The sequence below is a fragment of the Pseudoalteromonas sp. OF7H-1 genome, from assembly GCF_022347825.1.
GTDB lineage: Bacteria > Pseudomonadota > Gammaproteobacteria > Enterobacterales > Alteromonadaceae > Pseudoalteromonas > Pseudoalteromonas maricaloris.
In genome coordinates, this window is record NZ_JAKRFX010000019.1 from 91,944 (window position 1) to 111,228 (window position 19,285).

Annotated in this window: 15 protein-coding genes and 1 tRNA gene; 15 read left to right on the forward strand and 1 reads right to left on the reverse strand. The window is 44.5% G+C overall.

Annotated features, from left to right (window positions below):
- Positions 1 to 38: 38 nt before the first annotated feature.
- The gene (gene cysG / locus MHN30_RS19785) at positions 39 to 1,460 is read right to left on the reverse strand and encodes a siroheme synthase CysG (RefSeq protein ID WP_130163379.1); all 1,422 of its coding nucleotides are present in this window, start codon (positions 1,458 to 1,460) and stop codon (positions 39 to 41) included.
- A gap of 401 nt (positions 1,461 to 1,861) precedes the next feature.
- On the opposite strand from cysG, the gene deoC reads away from it, so the two are divergent.
- The 15 genes from deoC to MHN30_RS19860 form a co-directional block, all read left to right on the forward strand.
- On the forward strand, positions 1,862 to 2,611 hold the full coding sequence (deoC, locus tag MHN30_RS19790; RefSeq protein ID WP_010376233.1) for a deoxyribose-phosphate aldolase: 750 nt from the start codon (positions 1,862 to 1,864) through the stop codon (positions 2,609 to 2,611).
- Positions 2,595 to 3,095 (forward strand): hypothetical protein, encoded by a 501-nt coding sequence (locus MHN30_RS19795; RefSeq protein WP_017219218.1) that lies wholly within the window; start codon positions 2,595 to 2,597, stop codon positions 3,093 to 3,095. Before deoC ends, MHN30_RS19795 begins: the two co-directional genes overlap by 17 nt.
- 96 nt (positions 3,096 to 3,191) lie before the next feature.
- A tRNA-Trp gene (locus tag MHN30_RS19800) sits at positions 3,192 to 3,268 on the forward strand.
- A 133-nt stretch (positions 3,269 to 3,401) separates the two neighbouring features.
- On the forward strand, positions 3,402 to 3,779 hold the full coding sequence (gene secE, locus MHN30_RS19805) for a preprotein translocase subunit SecE (RefSeq protein ID WP_010376231.1): 378 nt from the start codon (positions 3,402 to 3,404) through the stop codon (positions 3,777 to 3,779).
- A gap of 4 nt (positions 3,780 to 3,783) precedes the next feature.
- Complete coding sequence (gene nusG / locus MHN30_RS19810; RefSeq protein WP_010376230.1) at positions 3,784 to 4,341, forward strand: transcription termination/antitermination protein NusG; 558 nt, start codon at positions 3,784 to 3,786, stop codon at positions 4,339 to 4,341.
- A gap of 167 nt (positions 4,342 to 4,508) precedes the next feature.
- Positions 4,509 to 4,937 (forward strand): 50S ribosomal protein L11, encoded by a 429-nt coding sequence (gene rplK, locus MHN30_RS19815; RefSeq protein ID WP_010376229.1) that lies wholly within the window; start codon positions 4,509 to 4,511, stop codon positions 4,935 to 4,937.
- Between the two features lie 6 nt (positions 4,938 to 4,943).
- Positions 4,944 to 5,648 carry a 50S ribosomal protein L1 gene (gene rplA, locus MHN30_RS19820; protein ID WP_010376228.1) on the forward strand — a complete coding sequence of 235 codons (705 nt, stop codon included), beginning with the start codon at positions 4,944 to 4,946 and terminating at the stop codon, positions 5,646 to 5,648.
- 337 nt (positions 5,649 to 5,985) lie between these two features.
- Positions 5,986 to 6,480 (forward strand): 50S ribosomal protein L10, encoded by a 495-nt coding sequence (gene rplJ / locus MHN30_RS19825; RefSeq protein ID WP_010376227.1) that lies wholly within the window; start codon positions 5,986 to 5,988, stop codon positions 6,478 to 6,480.
- Between the two features lie 71 nt (positions 6,481 to 6,551).
- Positions 6,552 to 6,914, forward strand: a complete 363-nt coding sequence (gene rplL / locus MHN30_RS19830; RefSeq protein WP_010376226.1) for a 50S ribosomal protein L7/L12 — start codon at positions 6,552 to 6,554, stop codon at positions 6,912 to 6,914.
- A gap of 350 nt (positions 6,915 to 7,264) precedes the next feature.
- Entirely contained in the window at positions 7,265 to 11,290 is a 4,026-nt protein-coding gene (gene rpoB / locus MHN30_RS19835) for a DNA-directed RNA polymerase subunit beta (protein ID WP_010607819.1), read from the forward strand.
- Between the two features lie 109 nt (positions 11,291 to 11,399).
- Positions 11,400 to 15,581 carry a DNA-directed RNA polymerase subunit beta' gene (gene rpoC / locus MHN30_RS19840; protein WP_010607820.1) on the forward strand — a complete coding sequence of 1,394 codons (4,182 nt, stop codon included), beginning with the start codon at positions 11,400 to 11,402 and terminating at the stop codon, positions 15,579 to 15,581.
- A 350-nt stretch (positions 15,582 to 15,931) separates the two neighbouring features.
- A complete protein-coding gene (gene rpsL / locus MHN30_RS19845; RefSeq protein ID WP_010367657.1) occupies positions 15,932 to 16,306 on the forward strand; it encodes a 30S ribosomal protein S12 in 375 nt (124 codons plus the stop codon).
- A 101-nt stretch (positions 16,307 to 16,407) separates the two neighbouring features.
- A complete protein-coding gene (rpsG, locus tag MHN30_RS19850) occupies positions 16,408 to 16,878 on the forward strand; it encodes a 30S ribosomal protein S7 (RefSeq protein ID WP_010376219.1) in 471 nt (156 codons plus the stop codon).
- Positions 16,879 to 16,905: 27 nt separating this feature from the next.
- Complete coding sequence (gene fusA / locus MHN30_RS19855) at positions 16,906 to 19,020, forward strand: elongation factor G (RefSeq protein ID WP_010607821.1); 2,115 nt, start codon at positions 16,906 to 16,908, stop codon at positions 19,018 to 19,020.
- A 57-nt stretch (positions 19,021 to 19,077) separates the two neighbouring features.
- On the forward strand, positions 19,078 to 19,285 hold a 208-nt coding region (locus MHN30_RS19860), incomplete at its 3' end, for a GTP-binding protein (protein ID WP_239360500.1).

Sequence of the window (19,285 nt, forward strand, 5' to 3'; positions counted from 1 at the left end):
AATGTCCTACTTATAAATTTAACTATCTGTGACGGTTATTACGCGACTTGCGTAATGGGTTGAGCAAAGCTACTGATTTGATTGTTCTTATTAAACCAAGCTAATTGCTCATGTAATGCTGCTACTTCACCAATAATCAATAGTGCTGGCGACTGAATATCATGCGCAGTAATAGTCTGTGCAAGTTGATCTAATTGTGTTCTTACGACACGCTGAGATTTGCGTGTGCCATTCTCAACAATTGCTACAGGTGTACTCGGCGAGCGCCCATGAGTGAGTAATTGCGCCTGAATGTGCGGCGATTTAATCACTCCCATGTATACAGCAAGCGTTTGATTCGCTTTAGCCAAGCCTTCCCAGTCGAGTTCTTGTCCATCTTGCTTACAATGTCCAGTCACAAATTGAATAGCTTGAGCATGATCTCTATGAGTTAATGGAATACCTGCATATGCGCTACATCCAGCTGCAGCAGTAATGCCAGGAACAATTTGGTATTTCACGTTATTTTCGGCCAACACTTGTACTTCTTCGCCACCGCGACCGTAAATAAATGGGTCGCCGCCTTTTATCCTACAAACCTTTTTACCTTGTTTGGCTAAATCAACCAAAATCTCGTTGGTGTGCTCTTGTTTAACGCTATGATTACCGGCTTTTTTGCCCACGCAGATTAAATCAGCGTCACGACGTACAAGATCCATGATTTCGTCTGAAACGAGGTAGTCATATACCACAACATCGGCTTGTTGCATGAGTTGTAATGCTTTAAGCGTCAGCAGCTCCGGGTCACCAGGACCCGCACCGACGACATACACCTCGCCTTCAGGTGAAGGAGTGCTTTCTAGCATGGCTTCAAGTTGAATTTGTGCATTTTCATTGTTACCAGCTTGTACTTCACCTACCACATTTGAATCAAAGACAGATTCCCAAAACTGACGGCGGTCAGCAAAGTGTTTAAAACGCGCTTTTACTTTATGTCTGAATTGACCAACAAGCGTTGCCAGCGGACCAATATGCTGTGGAATAAGGGTTTCTAACTTCTCTCGTAATCGTCTTGCAAGGACGGGCGCAGTTCCAGCACTAGATATGGCAATCGTTATAGGGTTTCTATCCACGATTGAAGGAAAAATAAAATTACACTTTGGTTGGTCATCGACTACGTTAACAAAAAGGTTGCGCGCTTCAGCAAGCTCTGCCACCTCTGCATTTACGGCTTCAATATCCGTTGCTGCAACGACTAACATGGCATTGTCTAGGTCTGATGCATCAAATGGCTTATGCCGAAGTGCAACGCTTGAATCTGCTGCTAGTGATAAAAGCTCAGTGCAAAACTCAGGTGAAACCAAAGTGACTGCTGCATTGGCTTTTAAAAAGGCGCGGCACTTTCTCAGCGCAACCTCACCACCACCTACAATCAATACAGGTTTATTTTCTAGTTTGGTAAAAATTGGCAAGTATTGCACGATAACCTCTGCTAAACATCACGACGGTTGATATCAATATTGATTGATATCGGTAATAGAGCGCAGCATATAGAGTTGCAAATGTGGGAAAAAATAATTTAAACCGACTCAATATAACCAAAAGTTATAAAGAAAGTGGCTAAATATCATTTTCTTTTTATTTCATGTGGTTAGCTTAAGTTTTTGCTGTGATTTGACGATTATAGTGTTTGGTTATGAGATATTCATTTAATGAACAATAGTAAAAACCGTATCCGACAGGTAATTGTATGCGGACATTTGTCCTATTGCTGGTGCTGCTGTATGCATTTAACTAGGGTCTGTTGACCTTTGCTGCAAAAACAAACTTGAAAGATGAACAGGCCCTCGGCTTATTACATAGAATGAAAAGGAACACGGTAATGACTTTACAATCTGATGCTCGGTTGTCGCTGAGTTTAATGGATTTGACCTCTTTGAAAGAGGACGATACGCCGGCAAGTATTCTCGCGTTATTGAATAGCATTAACCCTGATATTGGACTACCAGCGGCTATTTGTGTGTATCCGCAGTTTGTGACGTTAGTAAAAGAAGAGTTGGAAAAGCGTGAGTGGTCGCAGATAAAAGTAGCAACGGTGACCAACTTCCCATCGGGAGAGCAAAAGCTCCAGCAGGTCGTTGCACAAACTCATTTAGCAATCGCTGATGGTGCCGACGAAATTGATCTCGTGCTTCCTTATCAGCAGCTGATGGCGGGTGATCCAGATACACCTTGGCAATATGTGCATTCAAGCAAGCTTGCTTGTCAAGGTAAAGCAAAGCTCAAGGTCATCATCGAAAGTGGCGTATTGGCCAAACCAAAGCTCATTGCGGAGGCCGCGCAGCTTGCCATTATGGCGGGCGCGGACTTTGTTAAAACAAGTACAGGAAAGGTTGCTGTCAATGCTACACCAGAAGCGGCTGAAGTTATCCTTAAGACAATCAAAAGCAGTGGTAAATCGGTTGGATTTAAAGCGGCCGGTGGAGTAAAGTCAGTAGTAGAAGCGCAGCGATATTTACGATTGGCCGAAGAAATTATGGGGGCCGAGTGGCTCAATGCCAAGAATTTTAGATTCGGCGCTTCAAGCCTATTGAGTGATGTAGCAGTGGTTGTGAATGGACAGAGCGAGTGAAGCAGAAAAGATAAAACTTGAGCATGACGCGGCTAAACTGTTTTTACGCAGTTATGAAAAGCAGTTTGCAGTGCATATGCGCCATATTTGGCACAATGAGCCCAATAAACCGGACGTCAGTTGTTATCAAGGAAAAACACAGCTCGATATAGAAATAGCCCATTTTTATGCCAGTGAGAAAGAAGCGATGGCTGTGCTTGGGCGTCCGCTGTCTCTCTCCACGCAAAGAGAGCTGGCAGCAATGAGTCAAGCCGCTGACTCCGATCAACTGAGTATCGGTTTACAGCGGTTGCTCAATCAAAAAGCCAAAAAACACTATGATTCACAACGCGTTTGGTTGTTAATTCGAAATGCTAGCCCCATTTATCATCTTGACGATTTTAAGCGCTTAAAAGCCACTTGGGAGATCCCTGATTGTCACCCATTTGAACAAGTTTGGGTGCTTTGTGATTTTTATCACGGAGATTTATTGCGTCTTTTCTGAAGACGTCGCAAAACTAAGTTTAGATTAAATGTTACTTTGCATATCTTTTACACTTGTTTTCGTTTGCTTCGTCAGTATAATGGGCATCCACTTTGCAGGGGCGTAGTTCCAATTGGTAGAACAGCGGTCTCCAAAACCGATGGTTGCGGGTTCGAGTCCTGCCGCCCCTGCCAATTCAGCAACAAGTCCACATTTAAAATAACGTGACCCAAAACCACTTAAGTCGCTTATTTGTAAATTTGGATTGAATGGATTTACCCTGTTCTATGCAGGGTTGTTGTGTCTGTATTTAAGGTAAAATTGATTATGAGCACTAATGTTGAAAACTCGTCAAGCTCGATGGACACGGTAAAGTGGCTAGCTGCTATTGCACTTCTAACTGGTGCCGTAGTTGGTAATTATCTATATGCCGATTTATCTGTTTTAGTACGCGCTGTTGGCGTAGTTGCAGCTATCGCTGCGGCTTTGGGCATTTTGGTAACGACTGAAAAAGGCCGTACCTTTATCGCTTTTGCTAAAGAATCACGTATTGAAGTACGTAAAGTTATCTGGCCAACGCGTCAGGAAGCGACTCACACTACTTTCATCGTGATCATTGCAACGGTGATTATGGCATTAATCCTATGGGGATTAGATGGTATACTTTTCCGTGCAGTAGGCTTTTTAACTGGATTGGAGATCTGATCCCATGTCGGATGAGAACAAAGAAAAGAAATTACGTTGGTACGTGATCCAAGCGTTTTCAGGTTTTGAAAAACGCGTAGCACAAACCATTATCGAGCATATTAAAATCGAAGGGTTAGAAGACCTATTCGGTGAGATCCTTGTGCCGACTGAAGAAGTGGTTGAAATGCGTGCAGGTCAGAAACGTAAATCTGAGCGTAAATTCTTCCCTGGCTATGTATTAGTTCAAATGGTAATGGACGATGCGTCTTGGCACTTGGTGAATAGTACACCGCGTGTAATGGGCTTTGTTGGTGGTACGTCAGACCGTCCTGCACCAATCAGTCAAAAAGAAGCGGATCGTATTCTTAACCGTCTGCAAGAAAATGCTGAAGCACCGAAACCTGCTACTTTATTCGAGCCGGGTGAAGTGGTTCGTGTTACAGATGGTCCATTTGCTGACTTCAACGGTGTGGTTGAAGAAGTGGATTACGAAAAGAGTCGCCTGAAAGTATCGGTACTTATTTTCGGTCGTTCAACGCCTGTAGACCTAGAATTTGGTCAGGTTGAGAAAGACAAATAAATTCTAACTTGAAAAAGTTGTCAAAGGCCGCTGATTAATCTATAATCAGCGGCCTTTTTGTTGTACGCAAAAATATGCGGCAAAAAGACTGAATTTTTTAACTGGGAAGCCGTTTGAGTACGCGTCCTCGCGCGCACGAGGCAAAGACCCACAATTGAGGTATTATCATGGCTAAGAAAGTTGAAGCTCTAATCAAGCTACAAGTTGCTGCTGGTATGGCTAACCCTAGTCCTCCAGTAGGTCCTGCACTAGGTCAACACGGTGTAAACATCATGGAATTCTGTAAAGCGTTCAACGCACGTACAGAGTCTATCGAAAAAGGCGCACCTGTTCCTGTTGTTATTTCTGTTTACAGTGACCGTTCTTTCACTTTTGAAATGAAGACTCCACCTGCGGCATACCTTCTTAAGAAGGCTGCTGGTATCAAGTCTGGTTCTGGTCGTCCTAACACTGAAAAAGTTGGTACAGTTACTCGTGCTCAACTTGAAGAGATCGTTGAGACGAAACGTCCAGATCTTACTGCTGCTGATATGGACGCAGCTGTACGCACGATTGCAGGTTCTGCACGTGCAATGGGCTTGAACGTAGAGGAGTAATTGAGAATGGCTAAATTAACTAAGCGTATGCGTACTATCCGCGAGAAAGTGGATGCGACTAAAGAGTACGAAATCAACGAAGCTGTTGCTCTTCTAAAAGAACTTGCTACTGCTAAGTTCGTTGAAAGTGTTGACGTTGCTGTAAACCTAGGTATCGATGCTCGTAAATCTGACCAAAACGTACGTGGTGCAACTGTACTACCTCACGGTACTGGTCGTGATGTACGCGTAGCGGTATTCACTCAAGGTGCAAATGCTGAAGCTGCTAAAGAAGCTGGTGCTGATTTAGTAGGTATGGAAGACCTTGCAGAGCAAGTTAAGAAAGGCGAAATGAACTTTGACGTTGTTGTTGCTTCTCCAGATGCAATGCGCGTTGTTGGTCAACTAGGTCAAATCCTAGGTCCACGTGGTCTTATGCCTAACCCTAAGACAGGTACTGTAACGCCTAACGTTGCAGAAGCTGTTAAGAACGCTAAAGCTGGTCAGGTTCGTTACCGTAACGATAAGAACGGTATCATCCACACTACTATCGGTAAAGTAGACTTTGACGCTAACCAACTTCAAGAAAACCTTGAAGCGCTAATCATCGCGCTTAAGAAGGCTAAGCCTTCTACTGCAAAAGGTACTTTCGTGAAGAAAGTAAGCATCTCTACTACGATGGGTGCTGGTGTTGCTTTAGACCAAGCTACTCTAAATACTCAAGTAGTATAATTTAGAGTTTAGCGTTTACATGGCGTAAAAATTAGACTATAATTTTGCGCCATTTTGTAGAGAAGTGTACTTCTTTACAAAGCAAAGAATTCGGGTTGAAGCGCATAATTTCGAAAATTGTTTCCATCATGGTCTACAATGAATCGATAAATTGCGCTTCCGTCCAAGACCGTAGGTGGCTTCGGCCTTAATCGTCCTACGTAGACGGTGTGAATCCCAGCTAGATTTTCCTAATCTTCTGGCTCTCGCCGTAAAAAGCATCTCTGCTAAAGTTTTTAGCAGGGTAGAGTAGAACTGAAAAACATGTTTGTTTTTCTATAAACCAGGAGTAACACCCATGGCTTTAAATCTTCAAGACAAAAAAGCAATTGTTGCTGAAGTCAACGAAGCTGCCAAAGGTGCTCTTTCAGCAGTTGTTGCTGATTCTCGTGGTGTAACAGTAGGTGCAATCACTGCTCTTCGTAAAGAAGCTCGTGAAGCTGGTGTATGGATGAAAGTTGTTCGTAACACCCTAGCTAGACGTGCGGTTGAAGGCACTGATTACGAATGCCTTAATGAATCACTAGTTGGTCCAAGCCTAATCGCTTTCTCTTCAGAGCACCCTGGTGCTGCTGCGCGTATCTTTGCAGATTTCGCGAAAAAGAACGAAGCATTTGAGCTTAAAACTGCTGCATTCGAAGGCAAAATCGTTGACGTAGATATGCTTGCTAAGCTACCTACTTACGACGAAGCTGTTGCACGCTTAATGAGCGCTATGAAAGAAGCGTCTGCTGGCAAATTGTGTAAAACAATTGAAGCGGTACGTGTACAGAAAGCTGAGCAAGCTGCTTAATTTAAGCAACGCTCCTTTCTTTAATAAATTTTTTGAACCGCATGGGTTCGTAAATAATTAGGAAATTTGAAATGTCTGTAACTAAAGACCAAATCCTTGACGCTATTGCTGAAATGTCAGTAATGGAAGTTGTTGAACTAGTTGAAGCTATGGAAGAGAAGTTCGGTGTAACTGCAGCTGCTGCTGTTGTTGCTGCTGGTCCTGCTGAAGCTGCTGAAGAAAAGACTGAGTTCGACGTAATCCTAGCTGCTGCTGGCGGTAACAAAGTTGCTGCAATCAAAGCGGTACGTGGCGCAACAGGTCTAGGCCTTAAAGAAGCTAAAGCTCTAGTTGAGTCTGCTCCTGCACCTATCAAAGAAGGTGTATCTAAGGAAGAAGCTGAAGCTCTTAAGAAAGATCTTGAAGAAGCTGGTGCTCAAGTTGAGATCAAGTAATCTAGCTCCCGCTAGGTTCGCTGCCTGAGAAATCAGGCAAGGGCTGGTGATTATTTAATCACCGGCCCTTTTGCGCTATAGAGATATGCATTTCTATCGTGCATAAATCTTCGAATTTCACTGTAATTTTCAATAACTTAGAAGTTTTTGTTGAAAATCGCAATGGCATTTGAAGTAACACTAATTTGATGACATTAACGATTTGAATATAGCCTGAATTGTGCTCATTTAAGCCGTTAGTTAAGCAAGTTAGTGTGACAATTTAGATGTTGTTATCATGGCTTAGATGCCAGTGAAGTCTGTTCAATTTTGGACAGGTTGGGTCAAAGATCAGCAAGCTGAGGAACCCCATGGCTTACTCTTATTCTGAAAAGAAACGTATCCGTAAGGATTTTGGTAAACGTCCACAGGTTTTGGACATACCTTTCCTACTGCAAATGCAGTTGGAATCGTTCGATAAGTTCATTGCGCCTGATGCCGATGGCGATACTGGATTGGAAGCTGCTTTCCGTTCTGTATTCCCTATCAAGAGCTACTCGGGCAACTCTGAACTTCAATACGTCAGTTATCGTATTGGCGAGCCAGTATTTGACGTTAAAGAATGTCAAATTCGCGGTGTGACATATTCTGCTCCACTTCGCGTTAAACTACGTCTTGTGCTAATGGACAAAGATGCACCTGGCACAGTCAAAGACATAAAAGAGCAAGAAGTTTACATGGGCGAAATCCCGCTCATGACAGACACCGGTACTTTTGTAATCAATGGTACTGAGCGTGTTATCGTTTCTCAGCTACACCGTTCACCTGGTGTATTCTTTGATAACGACCGTGGTAAATCACACTCATCTGGTAAAGTGTTATATAACGCACGTGTGATCCCTTACCGTGGTTCATGGCTTGACTTTGAATTCGACGTTAAAGATAACCTTTACGTTCGTATTGACCGTCGCCGTAAACTACCAGCATCTATCATCTTACGTGCACTAGAGTTCACTTCAGAAGAAATCTTGGCACTATTCTTTGAAACGACAAGTTTCGAAGTAAAAGATGGCAAAGTGTTGATGGAACTTGTGCCTTCACGCCTACGTGGTGAAACCGCTGCATTTGATATTAAAGATGCAAACGGTGACGTATTGGTTGAAAAAGGCCGTCGTATTACTGCACGCCACATTAAGAGCATCGAAAAGCAAGGCATCGACACTCTTGAAGTACCGCATGAGTACATCATCGGTCGTGTTGTTGCTAAAAACTATATCGACGAATCAACAGGCGAAGTGATTGCAGAAGCGAACACTGAACTATCACTAGAGCTTATGGCTGAATTGGTGAAAGCGGGTCACTCAAAGATCGATACGCTTTACATCAACGAAGTAGACAGCGGTGCGTACATGTCAGAGACATTACGTGTTGATTCTACTAACAATCGCCTAGAAGCATTGGTAGAAATCTATCGCATGATGCGCCCTGGTGAGCCACCAACAAAAGAAGCTGCAGAAGCGTTATTTGATAACCTATTCTTCTCTGAAGAGCGCTACGACCTTTCAACGGTTGGTCGTATGAAGTTCAATAGCCGTGTTGGTTATGATTCAGACGAAGGTGACGGTACGTTATCTAAAGAAGATATCGTGAGCGTGATGAAGGTATTGATCGACATCCGTAACGGTAAAGGCGATGTTGATGACATCGACCACTTAGGTAACCGTCGTATCCGTTCTGTAGGTGAAATGGCTGAAAACCAATTCCGTGTCGGCCTTGTACGTGTTGAGCGTGCAGTACGTGAGCGTCTAAGTCTTGGTGACCTAGATAACGTTATGCCACAGGATTTGATCAACGCTAAGCCAATCTCTGCAGCAGTAAAAGAATTCTTTGGTTCTTCACAGCTTTCACAGTTTATGGACCAGAACAACCCGCTTTCAGAAGTAACGCACAAGCGTCGTATTTCTGCATTAGGTCCGGGTGGTCTAACTCGTGAGCGTGCTGGCTTCGAAGTACGTGACGTACACGTAACGCACTACGGTCGTGTTTGTCCTATCGAAACGCCTGAAGGTCCAAACATCGGTCTAATCAACTCGCTATCTACTTACGCGCGTACAAACGACTATGGTTTCTTAGAGACTCCATACCGCAAAGTAGTAGACGGTATCGTTACTGACGATGTTGATTACCTATCAGCAATTGAAGAAGGTCAGTTCGTTATCGCACAGGCGAATACAACGCTAACTGATGATAACCAATTTGCTGAAGAATTGATTCCATGTCGTTTTAAAGGTGAATCAACCTTTATGCCAAGCGACAGCATCCAGTATATGGACGTATCTCCACAGCAGGTAATCTCTGTGGCGGCAGCGCTTATCCCATTCCTAGAACACGATGACGCGAACCGCGCATTGATGGGATCGAACATGCAACGTCAAGCTGTACCTACACTACGTGCTGATAAGCCGTTAGTTGGTACTGGTATTGAGCGTACACTAGCGAAAGACTCTGGTGTAACAATCGTTGCTAAGCGTGGCGGTATCGTTAAGTATGCTGATGCAAGCCGTATTGTTGTTAACGTTAATGAAGATGAGCGCATCCAAGGTGAAGCGGGCATCGACATCTATAACTTAACTAAGTACACACGTTCAAACCAAAACACTTGTATCAACCAGAAACCAACTTGTATGGTTGGTGAGCCGGTGGTACGTGGTGACGTGCTTGCTGATGGTCCTTCAACAGACCTAGGTGACTTAGCACTTGGTCAGAACCTACGCGTAGCGTTCATGCCTTGGAATGGTTACAACTTCGAGGATTCAATCCTACTTTCAGAGAATGTTGTAAAAGAAGATCGTCTAACGACTATCCACATTCAAGAGCTTCAGTGTATTGCTCGTGATACTAAGCTTGGTCCAGAAGAAATCACTGCGGATATTCCAAACGTTGGTGAGTCTGCACTAGGTAAGCTTGACGAATCAGGCGTTGTATATATCGGTGCTGAAGTGAAAGGCGGCGACATCCTTGTAGGTAAAGTAACGCCTAAAGGTGAAACGCAGCTAACACCTGAAGAAAAGCTACTACGCGCTATCTTCGGTGAAAAAGCGTCTGACGTTAAAGACAGCTCACTACGTGTACCAAACTCTGTATCTGGTACGGTTATCGACGTACAAGTGTTTACGCGTGACGGTGTTGAAAAAGACAAACGTGCACTTGAAGTTGAAGATATGCAGCTTCGCGAAGCGAAGAAAGACTTCAACGAAGAGTTCAGAATCCTTGAAGGCGGTATCCTGACTCACGCTCGTAACCTACTGATTAAATCAGGTATGAGTGAAGAGCAGCTTGCTGGCTTTAACACTGAGAAGCTACTAACACAAAGCCTTGCTGATGAAGAGCATCAAGCAGAGCTTGAGCAACTAGCTGCACAGTATGACGAGCTTAAAGCTGACTACGATAAGCGTTTCGAAAACAAGCGTCGTAAGATCACTCAAGGTGATGACCTAGCACCTGGCGTACTTAAGATTGTTAAAGTATACCTAGCTGTTAAACGTCGTATCCAACCTGGTGATAAGATGGCGGGTCGTCACGGTAACAAGGGTGTAATCTCAACTATCGTTCCTGTTGAAGACATGCCTTACGATGATAAAGGTCGTACTGTAGATATCGTACTTAACCCGCTGGGTGTACCATCACGTATGAACATCGGTCAGATCCTAGAAACTCACATGGGTCTAGCTGCTCGTGGTATCGGTGAACGTCTTGAAGAAATGATGAAAGAGCAACGTGAAATTCACGAGCTACGCGAATTCATCAAGAAAGCTTACGAAATCGGTGACTGCCGTCAGAAAGTAGATATTGCTAACTTCTCTGATGATGAAATCCGTCGCTTGGCAGATAACCTTAAAGGTGGTCTTCCAATCGCAACACCAGCATTTGATGGTGCACGTGAAGCTGAAATCAAAGACATGCTAGAGCTTGGTGGTTATCCAAGAAGTGGTCAGGTAACGTTATATGATGGTCGTACTGGTGATGCATTTGAGCGTCAAGTGACAGTAGGCTACATGTACATGCTGAAACTGAACCACCTTGTTGATGACAAGATGCACGCGCGTTCAACAGGTTCTTACAGCCTAGTTACTCAGCAGCCGCTGGGTGGTAAGGCACAGTTCGGTGGTCAGCGTTTCGGTGAGATGGAGGTATGGGCACTAGAAGCATACGGTGCTGCCTACACGCTACAAGAAATGTTGACAGTGAAGTCGGATGACGTTAACGGTCGTACTAAGATGTATAAGAACATCGTAGACGGTAACCACAAGATGGAACCGGGTATGCCTGAGTCGTTCAACGTACTGTTGAAAGAAATCCGCTCGCTAGGTATCAACATCGAGTTGGAAGAAATTTAATCCGACCGCCGCAGTGCGCTGCGGCGTTGCATAACTGCAACCGGACTGAAAAGAATGTAGGGGCAAGCATGGCTTGCCCTCAAGATTAACCTCCGACAGGAGAGCTAAGGTGAAAGACTTACTTAAGTTTCTGAAGCAACAAAATAAGACCGAAGAATTCGATGCAATTCGCATTGGTCTTGCTTCGCCAGACATGGTGCGTTCATGGTCTTACGGTGAAGTAAAGAAACCTGAGACAATCAACTACCGTACTTTCAAGCCTGAGCGTGATGGCTTATTCTGTGCCCGTATCTTCGGCCCAGTAAAAGATTACGAGTGTTTGTGTGGTAAATACAAGCGCTTGAAGCACCGTGGTGTTATCTGTGAAAAGTGTGGCGTTGAAGTAACGCTAACAAAAGTACGTCGTGACCGTATGGGTCACATCGAGCTGGCTAGCCCAGTTGCGCATATTTGGTTCTTGAAATCACTTCCGTCACGTATCGGCCTAATGCTAGATATGACGCTTCGTGATATCGAGCGCGTACTTTATTTCGAATCATTCGTGGTAACTGAGCCAGGTATGACTACGCTAGAGCGCGGTCAACTACTAGGTGAAGAAGAATACCTAGATGCACTTGAAGAGCACGGTGATGAGTTTGAAGCGAAGATGGGTGCAGAAGCTGTACTTGATCTACTTCGTGACCTAGACCTTGGTCAGTTAATCGCTGAAATGCGTGAAGAGTTGCCAACAATCAACTCTGAAACTAAGCGTAAGAAAATCACTAAGCGTCTTAAACTAATGGAAGCGTTCCACCAATCAGGTAACAACCCTGAGTGGATGGTAATGAGCGTGCTACCGGTTCTTCCACCAGATCTACGTCCTCTAGTACCACTAGACGGCGGTCGTTTTGCGACTTCAGATCTGAACGACCTTTACCGTCGTGTGATCAACCGTAACAACCGTTTGAAGCGTCTTCTAGACCTAGCTGCACCAGACATCATCGTACGTAACGAAAAGCGTATGCTTCAAGAAGCGGTTGATGCGCTACTTGATAATGGTCGTCGTGGCCGTGCAATTACAGGTTCTAACAAGCGTCCACTGAAGTCGCTTGCTGACATGATCAAAGGTAAGCAAGGTCGTTTCCGTCAAAACCTTCTAGGTAAGCGTGTTGACTACTCAGGCCGTTCTGTTATCACCGTTGGTCCTACACTGAAACTACATCAGTGTGGCCTACCTAAGAAGATGGCACTTGAGCTATTCAAGCCATTTATCTACGGTAAACTAGAGCGCCGTGGTATGGCGACAACCATCAAAGCTGCGAAGAAGATGGTTGAGCGTGAAGTACCAGAGGTTTGGGACGTACTAGACGAAGTTATCCGTGAGCACCCGGTTTTACTTAACCGTGCGCCAACACTTCACCGTCTAGGTATCCAAGCATTCGAACCTGTACTTATCGAAGGTAAAGCGATCCACCTGCACCCGCTAGTGTGTGCGGCGTATAACGCTGACTTCGATGGTGACCAAATGGCTGTTCACGTACCACTGACGCTTGAAGCGCAGTTGGAAGCGCGTGCATTGATGATGTCTACCAACAACATCCTAGCACCAGCTAACGGTGAACCAATCATCGTTCCTTCACAGGACGTTGTACTAGGTCTTTACTACATGACTCGCGATCGCATCAACGGTAAAGGTGAAGGTTTAGTATTTAAAGATGCTAAAGAAGCTGAAAAAGCATACCGTGTAGGTGCTGCTGAGCTTCACGCTCGTGTTAAAGTGCGTATCACAGAAGTGACTATCGACGAAGAAACACGTGAGCGCGGCACTTTAACTCACCTAGTAGATACGACAGTAGGTCGTGCAATCCTTTCATTGAATATCCCTGAAGGCTTGCCGTTTGAACTGATCAACAAACCACTAGGTAAGAAACAAATTTCTGGTCTTCTTAACGAGTGTTACCGTCGTCTAGGTCTTAAAGATACTGTTATCTTTGCTGACCAAGTGATGTATACCGGTTTCCACTACGCGATGAAGTCAGGTGTTTCTATCGGTATCAATGACATGGTAATCCCACCAACTAAAGGTGAGATCATCGATCGTGCGGAAGCTGAAGTTGCAGAAATCAACCAACAGTTCCAATCAGGTCTTGTAACTGCCGGTGAGAAATACAACAAAGTTATCGATATCTGGTCACGTGTAAACGAAAACCTTTCTCGCGAGATGATGGCTAACCTTTCAAAAGAAACGGTTATCAACGCTGAAGGTAACGAAGAAGAGCAACCGTCATTTAACTCAGTGTTTATGATGGCAGACTCAGGCGCTCGTGGTAGTGCAGCTCAGATCCGTCAGCTAGCGGGTATGCGTGGTCTAATGGCACGTCCAGATGGTTCAATCATCGAAACGCCGATTACAGCGAACTTCCGTGAAGGTCTAAACGTACTACAGTACTTTATCTCGACGCACGGTGCGCGTAAGGGTCTAGCGGATACGGCACTTAAGACAGCGAACTCGGGTTACCTAACTCGTCGTCTAGTAGACGTAGCACAAGATTTGGTTATCAATGAATCAGACTGTGGTACCGAAGAAGGTCTAGTAATGAAGCCGCTAATTGAAGGTGGTGACGTTGTAGAGCCGCTTCGTGAGCGCGTACTAGGTCGTGTTGTTGCTGAAGACGTGGTTAAGCCTGGTACAACAGAAGTACTGGTTGAACGTAACGTAATGATTGACGAAAAACTGTGTGACCTTCTAGAAGAGCACTCAGTAGACGAAGTTAAAGTACGTTCTGTAATCACCTGTCAAAACGACTTTGGTGTGTGTGCACACTGTTATGGTCGTGACTTGGCACGTGGCCACATCATCAACCCTGGTGAAGCAGTTGGTGTAATCGCGGCACAGTCAATCGGTGAGCCGGGTACACAGCTTACGATGCGTACATTCCACATCGGTGGTGCGGCATCACGAGCTTCTGCAGAGAACAGTGTTCAAGTTAAGAACAATGGTAATCTGAAACTTCACAATGCGAAGTTTGTAATCAATGCTGATGGCAAAATCGTTATCACGTCTCGTTCAACTGAGATCACGATAATCGATGAACACGGTCGTGAGAAAGAGCGTTATAAAGTTCCTTACGGTGCAGTATTAACTGTACAAGATGGTGCTGACGTTAAAGGTAACGATATCGTTGCTACTTGGGACCCGCATAGCCACCCAATCATCATTGAACATGAGTCAAAAGTATCGTTCAGCGATATCGATGATTCAAACACTGAAGCACAGACTGATGAATTAACTGGTCTAACACGTGTGGTTGTTAAGGATCTTGCGAAAGTAAACGCGAAAGAGCCTAAACTAATCATTGAGAACGAAGAACGTGGTCTTCAAGAGATCCGTCTACCTTCATTCACAACGATTGAAATCACAGATGGTGCAACAGTACTACCTGGTTCGGTACTGGCTCGTATTCCACAAGAAGGTTCGAAGACTCGTGACATCACGGGTGGTCTACCTCGAGTTGCTGACCTATTCGAAGCGCGTAAGCCAAAAGATCCTGCAATCCTTGCAGAAATCACAGGTACCGTTAGCTTCGGTAAAGAGACTAAAGGTAAGAAACGTCTTGTGATCACACCGGAAGAGGGTGATGCATACGAAGAGATGATCCCGAAATGGCGTCAGCTTAACGTGTTCGAAGGTGAGCAAGTGGCTAAAGGTGAAGTAATCGCCGATGGTCCAGAGTCTCCGCACGACATCCTACGTCTACGTGGTGTTACTGATGTATCTAACTACATCACTAACGAAGTACAAGAAGTATACCGTCTACAGGGCGTAAAGATTAACGATAAACACATTGAGACTATCGTTCGTCAGATGCTTCGTAAGTGTATCATCCTTGATGGTGGTGACAGTGAATTCCTAGTAGGCGAGCAAGCTGAAGTTGCACGTGTAAACATCGCTAACCGTGAACTAGAAATGCAAGGTAAGATCCCAGCTAAGTTTGAAATCCAACTAATGGGTATTACTAAAGCGTCACTTGCGACTGAATCGTTTATTTCTGCGGCATCGTTCCAGGAAACAACACGTGTTCTAACCGAAGCTGCGGTTAACGGTAAGAGCGATGAGCTACGTGGTCTGAAAGAAAACGTAATCGTGGGTCGTTTGATCCCAGCGGGTACAGGTTTCGCATACCATGAAGAGCGCATCAACCGTCGTAAGCAAGGTGAAGCAGCTGTTGAAGAGCAAACAGTAAGTGCTGAAGAGGCAACTCAAGCGCTAACAGACGCACTAAACGCTGATTTACTAGGTGGCAACGAGTAATCCTCGCCATTTAGCGAATTAATTGAAAAACCGCTGTGTGAATACAGCGGTTTTTTTATGCCTTTTCAACTCGCAGGTCGAATTGCCATCAAAGCGTCACATCAATATGTATACTGCAACAAAGGTTTTTCAATGCAATCGCTAACTTTTGTTAACTTTCAATAGCTTCGCAGACAAAACCATCCGAATTGCATACATTTACTTAGCGCTGATGACGACTTTTGGTTGACAGGTTAAACTTTGGTCATTAAAATTCGGCCACCCATTTTAGTCGTTCAAGAAAATTGGATTTGACCTAAATGGTAAGATTTTATTTTTCAGTAGTAATTTATTAATTCAGGAGCTATTTAATGGCAACTATTAACCAGCTAGTGCGTAAGCCACGTCGTAGCAAGGTTACAAAGAGCAACTCTGCTGCTCTTAAAGCTTGTCCACAAAAGCGTGGTGTATGTACTCGTGTATATACAACAACACCTAAGAAACCAAACTCTGCATTACGTAAAGTAGCGCGTGTACGTTTAACTAACGGTTTCGAAGTAACTTCATACATTGGTGGTGAAGGTCACAACCTACAAGAGCACAGTGTAATCCTAATCCGTGGTGGTCGTGTTAAAGACTTACCAGGTGTGCGTTTCCACACTGTTCGTGGTGCACTTGACTGTGCAGGCGTAAACGACCGTAGACAGGCTCGTTCTAAGTACGGTGCAAAACGTCCTAAGGGCTAATGGTTCTCCGTTAGTAAGGCCAAGCACTTAAGTTTTAAATTTTTATATATTGTTTTGGGAATCCGTGTTTAGCACGGACCTGAAGATACCGGAGAAAGAAAATGCCTAGAAGACGCGTAATAGGTCAACGTAAAATTCTTCCAGATCCGAAGTTCGGATCAGAGCTTCTTGCTAAATTCGTTAACGTAGTAATGCTTGACGGCAAGAAATCTACTGCTGAAAAAATCGTATATGGTGCGCTAGACGTGGCTGCTGAAAAATCAGGCAAGTCGCACCTAGAAATCTTTGAATCTGCACTTGATAACGTTCGCCCACAGGTAGAGGTTAAATCTCGCCGTGTTGGTGGTTCAACGTACCAAGTACCAGTTGAAGTACGTCCAGTGCGTCGTAACGCACTAGGTATGCGTTGGTTGGTTGAAGCTGCACGTAAGCGTGGCGAAAAATCAATGGGTCTTCGTCTTGCTCAAGAGATGATCGACGCTGCTGAAAACAAAGGCACTGCGGTTAAGAAACGTGAAGACGTTCACCGTATGGCTGAAGCGAACAAAGCATTCGCTCACTACCGTTGGTAATCTGCTAACACCCTTTAAGAGGATATTATGGCACGGACAACTCCGATTGAGCGCTACCGTAACATTGGTATATGTGCTCACGTAGATGCGGGTAAAACAACTACGACCGAGCGCGTACTTTTCTATACTGGTCTTTCTCATAAGATTGGTGAGGTACACGACGGTGCCGCAACTATGGACTGGATGGAGCAGGAGCAAGAGCGTGGTATCACGATCACTTCTGCTGCAACGACGTGTTTCTGGAAAGGGATGGATGCTCAGTTTGATGAGCATCGTGTAAACATCATCGATACTCCAGGACATGTAGATTTTACTATCGAAGTAGAGCGTTCATTGCGCGTACTTGATGGTGCTGTTGTTGTGTTATGTGCTTCATCAGGTGTGCAACCGCAAACTGAGACCGTTTGGCGTCAGGCAAACAAATACGAAGTACCACGTATGATTTTCGTCAATAAGATGGATCGTACGGGAGCAAACTTCTTGTCTGTTGTTGAACAAGTTAAAAAACGTCTCGGTGCTACACCTGTGCCTATTCAGCTACCAATTGGTGCTGAAGATGAATTTAAAGGTGTTATTGACCTTATCAAGATGAAAGCGATTAACTGGAATGAAGAAGACCAGGGGATGACTTTCAACTATGAAGAGGTCCCTGCAGATCTTCTTGAGCTTGCTGAAGAATGGCGTTCTCATCTAATTGAGAGCGCTGCAGAAGCTTCTGAAGAGCTAATGGAAAAATATCTTGAAGATGGTGAGTTGAGCGAAGAAGAGATTAAATCAGCCCTTCGCCAACGCACATTGGCCAATGAAATTGTGCCAATGACGACAGGTAGTGCATTCAAGAACAAAGGTGTTCAGGCTGTGCTTGACGCTGTGATTGAATTCATGCCTTCGCCTACTGAAGTAAAAGCTATCCAAGGTGTCTTAGAAGACGAAACCGAAGATACGCGTGAAGCTGACGATAATGCACCGTTTGCGGCGCTTGCATTTAAGATCGCAACCGATCCATTCGTTGGCACACTTACTTTCTTCCGAGTTTACTCTGGTAAAGTTAGCCAAGGTGATTCGGTACTAAATCCTGTTAAAGGTAAAAAAGAGCGTTTTGGACGTATAGTTCAAATGCACTCAAACTCGCGTGAAGAGATTAAAGAAGTTCATGCGGGTGACATCGCGGCTGCTATCGGCCTAAAAGATGTGACTACTGGTGATACACTTTGTGCTCAAGATGCCCCAATTACGTTAGAACGTATGGAGTTCCCTGAGCCTGTAATCTCGGTCGCAGTAGAACCTAAAACAGTAGCTGACCAAGAAAAAATGGGCGTTGCGCTTGGTAAACTTGCAGCAGAAGATCCTTCATTCCGTGTAGAAACGGACGAAGAATCAGGTCAGACGATTATCTCTGGTATGGGTGAACTTCACTTAGATATCATTGTTGATCGTATGAAGCGTGAGTTTAACGTTGTGTGTAACGTTGGTAAGCCTCAGGTTGCATACCGCGAAACTATCCGAGCTTCTGTTGAAGCTGAAGGTAAGTTTGTGCGTCAATCTGGTGGTCGTGGTCAATATGGTCACGTTTGGTTGAAGCTAGAACCAATGGATGTCTCTGATGATGATGCGCCAATATACGAATTCGTTAACGAAATCGTAGGAGGTACAGTACCAAAAGAGTATATCCCAGCGGTTGATAAAGGTATTCAAGAGCAGATGAAGCAAGGTGTTCTTGCTGGTTATCCGCTATTGGGTGTTAAAGCTACCCTGTTTGATGGCTCGTTCCACGATGTTGACTCAAACGAGATGGCGTTTAAGATCGCAGGTTCGATGGGCTTTAGAAAGGGCGCGCTTGAAGCAAGTCCGGTTCTACTTGAGCCTGTCATGAAAGTAGAAGTAATCACCCCTGAAGAAAACATGGGTGATGTAGTAGGCGACTTAAACCGTCGTCGTGGCATAATTGAAGGCATGGAAGAAGCTTTTGGTGGCTCGAAGCAAATTAATGCTCAGGTACCGCTTTCTGAAATGTTTGGTTATGCAACAGACTTACGCTCCGCTACACAAGGGCGCGCATCATACTCTATGGAATTCCTAAAGTATGCTGAAGCGGCTAAAAACGTAGCTGATGCAATAATTGCAGCTCGCGCTGTTAAGTAATTTTAGTTCGGTCCGGTCTTAGGGCTGGACTTTAATTTCTTTATAGGAAATTTGAAAATGGCAAAAGAAAAGTTTGAACGCGTAAAACCGCACGTAAACGTTGGTACTATCGGCCACGTTGACCACGGTAAAACTACACTAACTGCAGCAATCACTAACGTACTTGCAAAAGTATACGGTGGTACAGCAAAAGACTTCGCATCAATCGATAACGCTCCAGAAGAGCGTGAGCGTGGTATCACAATCTCAACTTCACACGTTGAGT

Bases quoted from the DNA above. Each gene is read 5' to 3' on its own strand.
- deoC (WP_010376233.1), top strand. From the start codon at position 1,862: ATGACTTTACAATCTGATGCTCGGTTGTCGCTGAGTTTAATGGATTTG.
- MHN30_RS19795 (WP_017219218.1), top strand. From the start codon at position 2,595: ATGGACAGAGCGAGTGAAGCAGAAAAGATAAAACTTGAGCATGACGCG.
- secE (WP_010376231.1), top strand. From the start codon at position 3,402: ATGAGCACTAATGTTGAAAACTCGTCAAGCTCGATGGACACGGTAAAG.
- nusG (WP_010376230.1), top strand. From the start codon at position 3,784: ATGTCGGATGAGAACAAAGAAAAGAAATTACGTTGGTACGTGATCCAA.
- rplK (WP_010376229.1), top strand. From the start codon at position 4,509: ATGGCTAAGAAAGTTGAAGCTCTAATCAAGCTACAAGTTGCTGCTGGT.
- rplA (WP_010376228.1), top strand. From the start codon at position 4,944: ATGGCTAAATTAACTAAGCGTATGCGTACTATCCGCGAGAAAGTGGAT.
- rplJ (WP_010376227.1), top strand. From the start codon at position 5,986: ATGGCTTTAAATCTTCAAGACAAAAAAGCAATTGTTGCTGAAGTCAAC.
- rplL (WP_010376226.1), top strand. From the start codon at position 6,552: ATGTCTGTAACTAAAGACCAAATCCTTGACGCTATTGCTGAAATGTCA.
- rpoB (WP_010607819.1), top strand. From the start codon at position 7,265: ATGGCTTACTCTTATTCTGAAAAGAAACGTATCCGTAAGGATTTTGGT.
- rpsL (WP_010367657.1), top strand. From the start codon at position 15,932: ATGGCAACTATTAACCAGCTAGTGCGTAAGCCACGTCGTAGCAAGGTT.
- rpsG (WP_010376219.1), top strand. From the start codon at position 16,408: ATGCCTAGAAGACGCGTAATAGGTCAACGTAAAATTCTTCCAGATCCG.
- fusA (WP_010607821.1), top strand. From the start codon at position 16,906: ATGGCACGGACAACTCCGATTGAGCGCTACCGTAACATTGGTATATGT.